Here is a 13,020-nt window from a genome sequence, read left to right as displayed (position 1 = left end):
TCAAAGTAAAGAAACTATGTTTAAAGTAAAGAATATCATATTGTCGCTCGCTCTCCTGGGGTGCTCAGGCTTAGCTCAAGCCCAGCAGGTAGAGCAACGCATCGACTCGCTCCAGATACTGATAGGACAGCAGACCGTGCTGCATCTGAAGGCTTCGGTAAAGCAGGGCGATAAGGTGGAATTGCCATCTTTCAAGCCGCAGCAGCAAATTACGCCGGGAGTGGAAGTAGTTGAGCAGAGTAAAGGCGACACTTCACACATAGGCGACGACCGCATGGTGGTGAGTCGCGACTATACGCTGACTTCGTTTGATGAAAAGGTGTATGCGATTCCTGCGCTCAATGTGAAGGTAAACGGCAAGAACTTTCATGGCAACCAGCTTGCGCTGAAGGTGCTCACCGTGCCCGTAGATACGGTTCATCCCAACCAGTTCTATCCGCCTAAGGATGTTCAGGACAATCCTTTCTCCTGGAGCGAATGGAGTGCGCTGTTCTGGTTGAGCCTATTGCTGTTAATCCTCTGTGGCGTATGGCTTTATCTGCGCAACAGATTAAAGAATAACAAGCCGATTATCACCCATATCCGCATCGTAAAACGTGTTCCGGCTCATGAAAAGGCGCTGAATCAAATCAACGTAATCAAGCAGCAACACGTTGAGAATCAGGAAACACAGAAGGCTTACTACACTCAGCTTACCAATACGCTGAGAGAATATATCGTGAGCCGTTTCGGATTCAATGCCATGGAGATGACCAGTGCCGAAATCATCGAACGTTTGCGCGAAGCAGGCGACCAGAAGATGATTGATGAACTGAAGGAACTCTTCCAGACTGCCGATCTCGTGAAGTTTGCCAAATATGAAACCCTGGTGAATGAGAACGATGCAAACCTGGTGAATGCCATCAACTTCATCGACCAGACCAAGACAGATGAGAAACCTACTGAAGAAAAGGTGGTTCCACAACTGACCAATGAAGAGCAGAAGACGCAATCTAAGCGCCGCCTCATCAAGTCGCTCCTCTGGATAGGAGTCATCGTAGGTCTGGCTCTGTTGGGTTACATCATTTATCAGTCAGCCATGCTGCTGATGTAAGGCAGGGTGTTCTTATGAAACGTTTCGCCGGGCAAAGCGGTTTCCCCGAAAACTCTTAGCCTGGCTATAAATAGAAAAATAAAGAAATGGAATTTGCAAGTAAAGGCTATTTTCTGTTGCTCCTGTTGCTGATACCTTATATATTATGGTATTTCCTCTACAGGAAGAAGAATGCGCCAACCATGCGCATGAGCGACACGAAAAAGTATCAATATGCTCCGAAGAGCCTGCGTGTGCGTCTCATCCATCTGCCAATGGTGCTGAGATGCATCTGTTTCGTGCTCATCGTCTGTGCGATGGCTCGTCCGCAGACGCATACAGCTTGGGACAACAAGACGGTAGAAGGCATTGACATTATGTTGGCAATGGACGTTTCTACCTCTATGCTTGCCGAAGATTTGAGACCGAACCGTATGGAAGCGGCTAAGGATGTGGCAACAGAATTCATCTCGGGAAGACCGAACGACAACATCGGTCTGACTATCTTTGCCGGTGAAGCCTTCACCCAGTGCCCGATGACAACCGATCATGCCAGTCTGTTGCGCCTCTTGCAGGCAACCCGTACGGATATTGCTGCCCGGGGACTGATTGACGATGGAACTGCAGTGGGAATGGGACTGGCCAATGCCGTGAGCCGCCTGAAGGATTCTAAGTCAAAATCGAAGGTTGTGATTCTTCTTACCGACGGCAGTAACAACATGGGTGAAATCTCGCCAATGACCGCAGCAGAGATTGCCAAAAGCTACGGAATACGCGTTTACACCATCGGTGTAGGAACCAACAAGGTGGCTCCTTATCCAATGCCTGTGGCAGGAGGAGTACAGTACGTCAATATTCCGGTAGAGATAGATACGAAGACGCTGAGCGACATTGCGCAGACAACCGATGGTAATTTCTATCGCGCAACGAATAATAATGAGCTGAAGAAGATTTACAGGGACATTGATAAACTGGAGAAAACCAAGTTTAATGTCAAGCATTTCGCTAAGCGCTATGAAGCTTATCAGCCATTCGCCCTGGCAGCTCTCCTGGTATTGCTGGTAGAAATCCTGCTCCGCATCACCTGGTTCAGAAGAATTCCGTAATCTGGATACTGAGCCATTACTGATTATCGGAGATATTCCGCTATCTTTCGGAGACATTCTGCTATCTTTCGGAGATATTTTGCTATCTTTCGGAGATATTTTACCAGTTATCGGAGATATTTTACTGATTATCGGATAATCGAATAGAAGATATAATTAGAATAGAAAATGTTAAGATTTGAAGATCCTATATTTCTCTGGCTGTTGTGGATTATACCAGTACTGATTCTGATCAGACTGATAGGATGGAGAAGAAGAAAGGCTAAACTGAAGAAGCTCGGCGATCCGGAACTTCTGAAACAGCTCATGCCCAACATCTCCAAATATCGCCCTACAGTGAAGTTTGTGCTGATGCTTGCAGCCTTGGCGCTTCTTATCGTGATGGTAGCTCGCCCGCAGATGGGCAGCAAGATTTCTCACGATAAGCGACATGGTATTGAAACCATCATCTGCCTCGATATTTCAAATTCCATGCTCTGTCAGGACGTGGTTCCATCCCGTTTGGACAAGAGTAAGATGCTTATCGAAAATCTGGTCGACAACTTTAACAACGACAAGATTGGACTCATCGTCTTTGCAGGCGATGCGTTCGTGCAGTTGCCAATCACCACCGATTATGTTTCGGCAAAGATGTTTCTCCAGAACATTACCCCAGGTCTTATCCAGACCCAGGGAACCAATATCGGCGAAGCCATCGATTTGGCTTCCAAGAGTTTCACCCAGCAGGAGAATGTAGGCAGAGCCATTATCGTAATTACTGATGGCGAAAACCATGAGCCTGGCGCACAGGAGGCGGCGGCTGCTGCCAACAAGAAAGGAATCAATGTCTTTATCCTGGGCATAGGAAGCACCAAGGGAGCACCAATCCCTATGGGCGACGGTTCTTATCTGAAGGACAATGCGGGCAACACCGTAATGACCGCCCTGAATGAGCAGATGTGTAAGGAGCTTGCCCAGGCAGGCAAGGGTCAGTACATTCATGTAGATAATACCAGCGATGCGGAAAGAGCATTGAATGATGATATTGCCAAATTGCAGAAAGGTGATGTAACGAGTGTGGTTTACAGCGCCTATGATGAACAGTTCCAGGCTGTAGGTATTCTTGTCATCCTGTTGCTTATCATCGAAATCTGTCTGCTTGAGGTAAAGAATCCTCTGCTCAGAAACATCAAGTTTTTTAAGAAAGACATCAGGAAGCCTTTCTGATAAACGTTTATACATTATTATATAATAAGAATGAGATATTTAAGATATATATTGGTTTTTGCCCTGATGGTGCTGGGCTTGGCGAAGGTGGGAGCACAGAACGACCGCAACTTCATTCGCCAGGGAAACCGCGCCTATCATAAACAGAAGTGGGCTGCAGCCGAAACGCAATATCGCAAGGCTATCTCCAAGAACCAGAAGAATGCGCAGGCGGTCTATAATCTGGGTTGCGCCCTGATGATGCAGCAGAAGGATTCGATGGCGATGATACAGTTTGAGAATGCTTCGAAACTTGAAACGAACAAGATGCGACGCGCCAGAAGTTACCACAACATGGGTGTGGTCATGCAGCAGCATCAGCAATATGCGCAGGCCATAGGATGCTATGAGAACGCCCTGCGCTGCAATCCGCAGGACAATGCAACCCGATATAATCTTGCCCTCTGCAAGAAACTGCTCAAAAACCAGAAGCAGAACAAGCAGAACGATAAGAACAAGAACAACAAGAATAAAAACAAGGACAAGAACAAAGACAAGCAGAACAAGGATCAGAACAAAGATCAGAATAAAGACAAGAACAAGAACGATAAAAATAAGAACAATCAGCAGAATCAGAACAATCAGGACAAGATGAGCAAAGATAATGCTGAACAACTCTTGAACGCTGCCATCCAGCAGGAGAAGGATACGAAGCGCAAGATGCAGAAAGCGATGAGTCAGCCTCGCAGAAAGCAATATGAGAAAAACTGGTAAAAGTAAAATAATACAACGAGCATAATAGATTTAGAACATGAAACATATAGGTTGGTTTATTATTATATGGGCAATGCTTCTGGGCTTCAGTTTGCAGCTGAAAGCCCAGCATATCAGTGTGTCGGCACCAACACACGTGGCGGCGGGAGAAAACTTCCGTGTGGCCTATACCATCAATACACGTGATGTAGAGGAATTCCGCCTGGGCGGAGTAGGAGAAGGACTTGAGGTAATCGCAGGTCCTTACACCTCATCGCAGTCCAGTTATCAGATGATCAATGGCCATACTTCCTCTTCATCGTCGGTAACCATTACCTATACGCTCTACGCAGCTAAGAACGGAACCTTTGGCATTGGTGCCTCTCATGCCATCGTAAATGGTAAGAAACTCTCTTCCCGTCCGGTTAAGATTACGGTTTCTGGCCATGCTGCACGCAACAACGGCGCTCCTTCCATGCACGGACAGAATGATTATAATGAACCACGCATGCGAACTGCCGGATCCAGAATATCAGGCAGAGACCTCTTCATCAAGGTTACAGCCAACAAGCGACGTGTTCACGAACAGGAACCGGTGCTCCTTACTTATAAGGTTTACACGCAGGTAGACCTTACCCAGCTGGAAGGCAAGATGCCTGACTTGAAGGGATTCCACAATCAGGAAGTTCCGCTGCCTCAGCAGAAGACCTTCCATACTGAAACTGTAAACGGCCGACCTTACCGATGCGTTACATGGAGCCAGTATGTCATGTATCCGCAGATGACGGGAAACCTCACCATTCCAGCCATTACCTTCAAGGGAATCGTAGTTCAGCAGAACAGAAACGTTGACCCGATGGAAGCTTTCTTCAATGGTGGCTCCGGCTATGTTGAAGTAAAGAAAGATATTATTGCTCCTAGTGTGAAAATTCAGGTTGATCCTTTGCCTCAGCGCCCTGCCAACTTCTCGGGCGGTGTAGGTAAATTCAACATTACTGCTTCCATCGACAAGAAGGAAGTAAAGGCTGGCGAACCAATCACCATTCGTGTAGTAGTAGGAGGAATCGGAAACCTGAAGTTGCTCAAGCAGCCTGTCATTACCTTCCCTAAGGATTTTGACAAGTACGATGCGAAGGTGACAGACAAGACCCGCCTTACAGCCAATGGCGTAGAAGGCAATATGATTTATGACTTCCTGGCTGTGCCTCGTAATCAGGGAAATTATACCATTCCTGCGGTAGAATTCACCTATTATGATACTTCGGCTAACAAGTATAAGACAATCAAGACCCAGCCGTTTACGCTGAATGTAGATAAGGGCGATGGAACTTCAGACAATGAAACCTCAGATTTCAGCAACAAGGATAAGGACATTCATGCGCTGAAACTGGGCAAGTCTAAGCTCCATGATATTGACGATATGTTCTACGGAAGCTTCGGCTACTGGACCAGTCTGCTGGTTCCATTGGCAGCCTTCTTTGCCCTGCTCATTGTTTTCCGCCGCCGTGCTCTCGAGAATGCCGACCTTGTAAAGGTTCGTTCCAACAAGGCAAACAAGATAGCAACCAAGCGCCTGAAGAAGGCTCATCTGCTGATGCTCGGTGGCAAGCAGGAAGAATTCTACGATGAAGTGCTCCGTGCTTTGTGGGGCTATGTAAGCTACAAGCTCAACATGCCTGCCGAAAAGCTCTCACGTGAAAACATCCAGGCTATGCTCGAAAAACATTGTGTAGAGGAGAGAACTATCGAGAAGTTTACAACTGCGCTCGATGAATGTGAGTTTGAGCGCTATGCGCCGGGCGACCCTGCCGGCAATATGAACCGTACATTCGAATCAGCAATGACTGCTATTATGGATATAGAAAATGCTATCAATGCAACGCGTAAGCAGCGCAAGAAGAGTGCAACCGGATATTCGTTCGTCATGATGATCATGGTAATGTTGGGCTGCTCGATTTCTGCAGGCGCTGTAACCAAGAACAATGCTGATACGGAATATCAGAAAGGTAACTATCAGCAGGCCATACGCGACTATGAGGAAATATTGAACAACTATGGTGTTTCTGCCGAAGTTTACTATAACTTGGGCAATGCTTATTACCGTACAGACAATATTACCAAGGCTGTACTCAATTATGAGCGTGCCCATCTGCTCTCGCCAGGCGATGAAGACATCAGCTTCAACCTTCAGTTTGCACGTAGCAAGACCATCGATAAGATTACTCCGGAAAGCGAGATGTTCTTCGTAACCTGGTGGAAGGCGCTGGTTAACTTTACGAGTGTTGACTGTTGGGCTAAGACAGGCATCATAGCCATCATCATGGCGCTGGTTCTGGTCTTGGTTTATCTCTTCGGTTCGCATATCGTTTTGCGCAAGATAGGTTTCTTCGGTGGAATCTTCTTCGTGGCAGTCTTCCTGCTGAGCAATCTCTTTGCTTACCAGCAGCGGCAGATGCTTATCAACCGTACAGGAGCCATTATCATCGCTCCTTCTGTCAATGTGAAGAAGACTCCAGCCAAGGCGAGTGCTGACCTCTTCCTGCTGCATGAAGGAACTCGCGTTGATATTACCGATAAGGCGATGAAAGGCTGGCGTGGAATTAAGGTTGGAGACGGCAGAGAAGGCTGGATAGAGACCAAGGCTATAGAGGAAATCTGATTAAGATAAAATCTGATTAAAATAAAGAGAATGGATTTTAGTAGGATACAAGATTTTGACATGCAGCTGTTGCATGTGTTTAACGGCAGCGAGAATGTCTGGCTCGATCAGATGGCGATGGCGCTTACGTCGGGCTGGACATGGATTCCGCTTTATATCGTCCTCTTCGTTGTTGTGATAAGAAACAACGAGATGATGGGCCAGATTGCGCTCGTGGTAGGAGGAGCGGTGCTCTGTATCTTTCTGGCTGATGGACTGGTGGATGGAATCATCAAACCGCTGGCTGAAAGATGCAGACCTTCCAGCGACCCGATGTTCAAGTATACGGTTCAGGTGGTTGACAATATGCGCCTCAAGAGTTTCAGCTTCTGTTCGGCTCATGCGGCCAATACGCTTTCGTTAGCCATCTTCTTCTCGTTGCTCATCCGCAGCAAACTGGTTACGTGGACCCTGTTATTATGGTCGCTTGTAAACTGTTGGACCCGTCTTTACCTGGGTGTTCATTATCCGGTCGACATTCTTTGCGGTCTGGCTATCGGAGCAGTGGTGGGAGTTGTCGTTTATCTTATCTACATCAGGATGTATTACCGCATCTCCCCAAAGATTAAGTATATTTCCAACCAGTATACAAGTACGGGTTACGACTATGATGATGTTGATAAAATCATGACTGTAGTGATATTTACCCTTATCATGGTTGTGTTTTATGCCACCTGCAAGATGGCAAATCTTTAGTACAGGAATAAAAGTTCAAAATAGAAAGTTCAAAAAGTAAAAATAAATAATGGATACAAAACACATTAAGATTAGTGATTATAACTATGATTTACCGGATGAGCGCATCGCAAAATTCCCTATCGCCCAGCGCGATCACAGCAAACTGCTGGTCTATAAGCACGGCGAGGTAAGCGATGATGTTTTCCATCATCTTCCCACATATCTCCCTCAAGGAGCCTTGATGATATTCAACAATACCAAGGTGATACAAGCGCGTCTGCACTTCCGCAAGGAAACAGGTGCGCTTATTGAGGTTTTCTTGATGGAGCCTGCAGAACCTACTGATTATGAACTCATGTTCCAGACCACCGGACATTGTTCCTGGCTCTGCATGATTGGTAATCTGAAGAAATGGAAAGAGGGCAGCCTGAAGCGTGATTTCGAAATCAAGGGCCACAAGCTTACGCTCAGCGCTACCATGCGACGCGGAGATGCTCTCGGTTCTGAGGCGCAGAAAATGGTTGCCAAAGGCGGAGGAACCAACTATTGGGTTGACTTCGATTGGGACAACGACAAGGTGTCTTTCGCTGAGATTCTCGAAGCAGTAGGCGAGTTGCCTATTCCTCCATATCTCAACCGCAAGACTGAGGAGAGCGACAAGACCACCTATCAGACGGTTTATTCTAAAATCAAGGGAAGTGTGGCTGCTCCAACTGCCGGACTTCACTTTACCGATGCGGTTCTCAAGGATCTTGATGCGCATGGAATCGACCGCGAAGAAGTAACCCTGCATGTAGGAGCCGGCACATTCAAACCGGTGAAGAGCCTTGAAATCGAAGGCCATCAGATGCATACGGAATACATTGTTGTTCATCGCCGCAGTCTGGAAAAACTCATCAAGCACGAGTGCCGGGTCATTGCCGTAGGAACCACCAGCGTCCGTACCATAGAGAGCCTCTATTATATGGGTGTTCATCTGCTGAAGCATCCTGAGGCAAATGAAGAGGATCTGCACGTAAACCAGTGGGATCCTTACGAGCTTTCTGAAGATGGCAATCTGGTAGATGGAATCACTCCGATGCAGGCTATCCAGGCAATCATCGATTATCTGGACCGCAACGGCTTGGAGGCTCTCCATTCCAGCACGCAGATTATCATTGCTCCTGGCTATCAGTATAAGATTGTGAAGATGCTGGTCACCAATTTCCATCAGCCTCAGAGTACACTCCTGCTCCTGGTAAGTGCTTTCCTCAAGGGCGACTGGAAGAAGGTTTACGATTATGCTCTTTCGCATGATTTCCGTTTCCTGAGCTATGGAGATTCATCCCTGCTCATTCCATAGAAAAAGTGAAGAGTGAAGAACGAAGAGTGAAGAAACAACGTTCGGCGACCGAAGGGTAAGCCAATTCATTTGCTTTGCTAATCATAAAGTTCAAAGCTCAAAGTTCAAAATTCAAAGTAAAATAGTATGATTTCAGTAGAAGGACTGAAAGTAGAGTTTGGCGTCAAGCCTCTCTTTCATGATGTAAGTTTCGTTATCAACGACCGCGACCGCATTGCCCTGGTGGGTAAGAATGGTGCGGGAAAATCTACGATGCTCAAGATTCTCTGCGGTTTGCAGAAACCTACTGACGGCATTGTGGCTATTCCTAACGAAAACACTATCGGCTATCTGCCACAGGTGATGAAACTGCAGGACGATACGACCGTGAAAGAGGAAACCCGCAAGGCTTTCGCCCATAATACCGAGATGAAGGCGCGTCTGGACAATATGCAGCAGGAAATGGCCGACCGTACCGACTATGAAAGCGAAAGCTATGCTCAACTCGTAGAGAAGTTTACCCAGGAACATGAACGCTACATGATGATGGGTGGCGAAAACTATGAGGCTGAGATAGAGCGTACCTTGAGCGGTCTTGGCTTTACTCGCGATGATTTCGAGCGCCCTACCAAGGAGTTTTCCGGTGGTTGGCGAATGCGTATCGAACTTGCCAAGATTCTGTTGCAGAAGCCTGATGTACTGCTCCTCGATGAGCCTACCAACCACCTTGATATTGAAAGTATCCAGTGGTTGGAGCAGTTCCTGGCGCAGAGTGCAAAGGCTGTGGTTCTGGTGAGCCACGACCGTGCTTTCATCAACAATGTAACTAACCGTACCATCGAAATTACTTGCGGAAGGGTAGAAGACTATAAGGTGAAATACGATGAGTATGTTGTATTGCGAGCTGAACGCCGCGAGCAACAGCTCCGTGCTTACGAAAACCAGCAGAAGGAAATTGCTGACATCAAGGATTTCATCGAGCGGTTCCGCTACAAGCCTACCAAGGCGGTTCAGGTGCAGAGCAGAATCAAGCAGCTTGAGAAAATCGTGCCTATCGAGGTGGATGAGGTTGACAACAAGCAGATGCACCTCAAATTCCCTCCTTGTCTCAGAAGTGGCGATTATCCTATCATCTGCGATGAGGTGCGCAAGGATTACGGTGCCCATACCGTTTTCGACCATGTTACCTTTACCATCAAGCGTGGCGAGAAGGTGGCTTTCGTGGGTAAGAACGGCGAGGGTAAGTCTACTCTGGTAAAATGTATAATGGGTGAGATTCCTTTCACCGGAACGCTCAAGATTGGTCATAATGTGCAGATTGGTTATTTCGCCCAGAACCAGGCGCAACTCTTGGATGAGAATCTTACCATCTTCCAGACTATCGACAATGTGGCAACAGGCGAAATGCGTCTGAAGGTGAACGATCTCCTGGGCGCCTTCATGTTTGGCGGCGAGACTTCAGAGAAGTTTGTCAAGGTGCTGAGTGGAGGCGAACGCAGCCGACTGGCGATGATCAAGCTCCTGCTCGAACCGGTGAATCTCCTCATTCTCGATGAGCCTACCAATCACCTCGACATGCAGTCGAAGGATGTGCTGAAAGAAGCCATCAAGGCTTTCGATGGAACAGCCATCATCGTGAGCCACGACCGTGAATTTCTCGATGGTCTGGTAGATAAGGTCTATGAGTTTGGCGGCGGCAAGGTTCGTGAGCATCTCGGTGGTATTTACGATTATCTCCGTGCCCATAATGCCGAGAACATCAATCAGGCTCTTGCCAACCAGAGCATGGCTTCTGCCGGTTCGCCTTCAGCCAATACTTCCGGCTCTTCTGTCGCATCAGGTTCTACAGCCGACAGTCTTGCCTCTGCCACATCCGGTAAGCAGAGCTACGCTGAACATAAGGAACAGCAGAAGAAGATCCGCAAGGCTGAGAAAGCCGTGAAGGAATGTGAGGCAAAGATAGAGAAACTGGAAGCGAGAAAGAAGGAGATTGATGAACTCCTGATGAAACCGGAAAATGCAACCAACATGGAACTCGTTACTGAATACACCGAACTCATGAAGGGTCTCGATGAGGAGAACGAGCGCTGGATGCTCCTTTCGGAAGAACTGGAAGAAGTTTCGAAATAACAGTAACATTAATATAAAATAAAGAGAAGAAAATGAAAATGAAGATGATCTTACCGATGATGCTGATCGCAGCTCTGCCGTTAGGCGCTGATGCTCAGAACAAATCGGGTCTTGTCATGAGCAATCTCGACAAGACAGTGAAGCCAGCAGACAGTTTCTATCAGTTTGCTACAGGTGGATGGCAGAAGAACAATCCTCTTCCTGCCGCTTACAGCCGTTATGGCAGTTTTGACCAGCTTGCTGAGAACAACAACAAGCGCATCAACACCATTCTTTCTGAACTCCAGAAGAAGACTTACAAGGCTGGAACCATTGAGCAGAAATTGTCTGATTTCTACAAACTCTCTATGGATGTTGACAGCCGCAACAAGGCTGGAATCGCTCCTGTAAAGCCTCTTATGGATGAGATTGAAGCTGCCAAGACCAAGGACGAGCTTCAGAAGCTTCAGGTTAAGTATGCATGGATGGGTCTCGGTTTGAGCTATGGCGCAGGTTTCGCTGCCGATGAGAAGAACGTAACCATGAACATCTACAACCTGATGCAGGGCGGTCTTACTCTAGGTGCCAAGGATTATTACCTCAACAACGATGCTGCAACTGTAGCTATCCGTGAGGCTTATAAGACTTACCTCGGCAAGATGTTCCAGCTCTATGGTTTCTCTGCTGATGAAGCTGCCAAGAAGGCTTCTGCCGTATTCCTTCACGAAACAACGCTCGCTACTTTCTCAAAGAGCCGTACCGAACTTCGTGATCCTCAGGCAAACTACAACAAGATGACCTTGGCAGAATTCAAGGAGAATTATCCTAACATTCCTCTTGAAGCACTTGCCAACGCCGAGGGAATCAAGAGCGAATATCTCAAGGAGATGATCGTAGGTCAGCCTGCTTTCTTCGCCGGTTATGACAAGGTGGCAGCTGCAGAATGTGCAGGCACATTGAAGGCTTTGATGGAGTGGGACATCATCTGTAGTTCTGCTTCTTATCTCAGCGATGAGATTCGCGAAGCCCGTTTCGAATTCTTCGGCAAGACTATGAGTGGCCGTAAGGAGGATTATCCTCTTTGGAAGCGCGCTACTGCTCAGGTTGAGGCTCAGTTGGGCGAGGCGCTCGGTAGCATCTACTGTAAGCGCTATTTCCCAGAAAACTCTAAGAAGATGATGGAGACACTCGTGAAGAATCTTCAGATCAGCCTCGGTCAGCGTATCGATGCTCAGACCTGGATGAGCGATGCTACAAAGAAAGCTGCCCACAACAAACTCGACAAGTTCTATGTAAAGATTGGTTATCCTAACAAGTGGACTGATTTCAGCAAGCTCAGCATCGACCCATCTAAGAGCTATTATGAGAACGTAATGGCTTGCCGCAAGTTTGCCAACGATAAGGAGATTGCAGAGAAGGCAGGAAAGCCAGTAGATAAGGATGAGTGGTTCATGACTCCTCAGACCGTGAACGCTTACTACAATCCTACTACCAATGAAATCTGCTTCCCAGCCGGTATTCTCCAGTATCCTTTCTTCGATCCTAAGGCTGATGCTGCATTCAATTATGGTGCTATCGGCGTAGTAATCGGTCATGAGATGACTCACGGATTCGATGATCAGGGTCGTCAGTATGATGCTAGCGGTAATCTGAAGGACTGGTGGACAGCTGAAGATGCAAAAGGTTTCAACAAGCGTGCTGATATGTATGCTGATTTCTTCAGCAATATCAAGGTTTTGCCTGATCTGAATGCCAACGGCCGTTTCACCCTCGGCGAGAACCTTGCCGACCATGGTGGTTTGATGGTTTCATACAATGCCTTCAAGAATGCTACAGCCAAGAAGCCATTGAAGAACAAGGATGGTTTCACTCCTGACCAGCGTTTCTTCCTCGCCTATGCAGGTGTTTGGGGACAGAACATTACTGATAAGGAAATCCGCAACCGCGTAAAGAATGATCCTCATTCTCTCGGCAAGTGGCGTGTTGATGGTGCGCTTCCTCACATCGATGCATGGTATGAGGCATTTGGTGTAAAGCAGGGCGACAAGCTGTTCATTCCTAAGAACCAGCGCCTGGAGCTTTGGTAATTCCGGAAGGA

9 protein-coding genes are annotated in these 13,020 nt (G+C 47.3%); all 9 read left to right on the top strand.

What is annotated here, in order from left to right:
* Positions 1 to 16 precede the first annotated feature (16 nt).
* The gene (locus tag ONT08_RS10360; protein WP_264959871.1) at positions 17 to 1,093 is read left to right on the top strand and encodes a BatD family protein; all 1,077 of its coding nucleotides are present in this window, start codon (positions 17 to 19) and stop codon (positions 1,091 to 1,093) included.
* Positions 1,094 to 1,179: 86 nt separating this feature from the next.
* Positions 1,180 to 2,178, top strand: coding sequence for a vWA domain-containing protein (locus tag ONT08_RS10355; protein WP_006846684.1), 999 nt, complete (start codon positions 1,180 to 1,182; stop codon positions 2,176 to 2,178).
* Positions 2,179 to 2,346: 168 nt separating this feature from the next.
* Positions 2,347 to 3,384, top strand: a complete 1,038-nt coding sequence (locus tag ONT08_RS10350) for a vWA domain-containing protein (protein ID WP_264959870.1) — start codon at positions 2,347 to 2,349, stop codon at positions 3,382 to 3,384.
* A 30-nt stretch (positions 3,385 to 3,414) separates the two neighbouring features.
* Complete coding sequence (locus tag ONT08_RS10345; RefSeq protein WP_118085939.1) at positions 3,415 to 4,137, top strand: tetratricopeptide repeat protein; 723 nt, start codon at positions 3,415 to 3,417, stop codon at positions 4,135 to 4,137.
* 37 nt (positions 4,138 to 4,174) lie between these two features.
* A complete protein-coding gene (locus ONT08_RS10340; RefSeq protein ID WP_264959869.1) occupies positions 4,175 to 6,775 on the top strand; it encodes a BatD family protein in 2,601 nt (866 codons plus the stop codon).
* A gap of 30 nt (positions 6,776 to 6,805) precedes the next feature.
* Positions 6,806 to 7,510: a phosphatase PAP2 family protein gene (locus ONT08_RS10335; RefSeq protein ID WP_264959868.1), complete on the top strand. Its 705-nt coding sequence runs from the start codon at positions 6,806 to 6,808 to the stop codon at positions 7,508 to 7,510.
* A gap of 49 nt (positions 7,511 to 7,559) precedes the next feature.
* Positions 7,560 to 8,834 (top strand): S-adenosylmethionine:tRNA ribosyltransferase-isomerase, encoded by a 1,275-nt coding sequence (locus ONT08_RS10330; RefSeq protein ID WP_264959867.1) that lies wholly within the window; start codon positions 7,560 to 7,562, stop codon positions 8,832 to 8,834.
* A 126-nt stretch (positions 8,835 to 8,960) separates the two neighbouring features.
* Complete coding sequence (locus ONT08_RS10325; protein ID WP_264959866.1) at positions 8,961 to 10,943, top strand: ABC-F family ATP-binding cassette domain-containing protein; 1,983 nt, start codon at positions 8,961 to 8,963, stop codon at positions 10,941 to 10,943.
* A gap of 32 nt (positions 10,944 to 10,975) precedes the next feature.
* On the top strand, positions 10,976 to 13,009 hold the full coding sequence (locus tag ONT08_RS10320; protein ID WP_264959865.1) for a M13 family metallopeptidase: 2,034 nt from the start codon (positions 10,976 to 10,978) through the stop codon (positions 13,007 to 13,009).
* The last annotated feature ends 11 nt before the right edge of the window (positions 13,010 to 13,020 follow it).

This window comes from Segatella copri (assembly GCF_026015465.1).
Classification (GTDB): domain Bacteria; phylum Bacteroidota; class Bacteroidia; order Bacteroidales; family Bacteroidaceae; genus Prevotella; species Prevotella copri_E.
Note: the sequence above shows the minus strand (reverse complement) of the source record. Positions and strands in the feature narration are given on the sequence as shown.

Coding starts and splice junctions, on each gene's coding strand:
- ONT08_RS10360 (WP_264959871.1), top strand. CDS start 17: ATGTTTAAAGTAAAGAATATCATATTGTCGCTCGCTCTCCTGGGGTGC.
- ONT08_RS10355 (WP_006846684.1), top strand. CDS start 1,180: ATGGAATTTGCAAGTAAAGGCTATTTTCTGTTGCTCCTGTTGCTGATA.
- ONT08_RS10350 (WP_264959870.1), top strand. CDS start 2,347: ATGTTAAGATTTGAAGATCCTATATTTCTCTGGCTGTTGTGGATTATA.
- ONT08_RS10345 (WP_118085939.1), top strand. CDS start 3,415: ATGAGATATTTAAGATATATATTGGTTTTTGCCCTGATGGTGCTGGGC.
- ONT08_RS10340 (WP_264959869.1), top strand. CDS start 4,175: ATGAAACATATAGGTTGGTTTATTATTATATGGGCAATGCTTCTGGGC.
- ONT08_RS10335 (WP_264959868.1), top strand. CDS start 6,806: ATGGATTTTAGTAGGATACAAGATTTTGACATGCAGCTGTTGCATGTG.
- ONT08_RS10330 (WP_264959867.1), top strand. CDS start 7,560: ATGGATACAAAACACATTAAGATTAGTGATTATAACTATGATTTACCG.
- ONT08_RS10325 (WP_264959866.1), top strand. CDS start 8,961: ATGATTTCAGTAGAAGGACTGAAAGTAGAGTTTGGCGTCAAGCCTCTC.
- ONT08_RS10320 (WP_264959865.1), top strand. CDS start 10,976: ATGAAAATGAAGATGATCTTACCGATGATGCTGATCGCAGCTCTGCCG.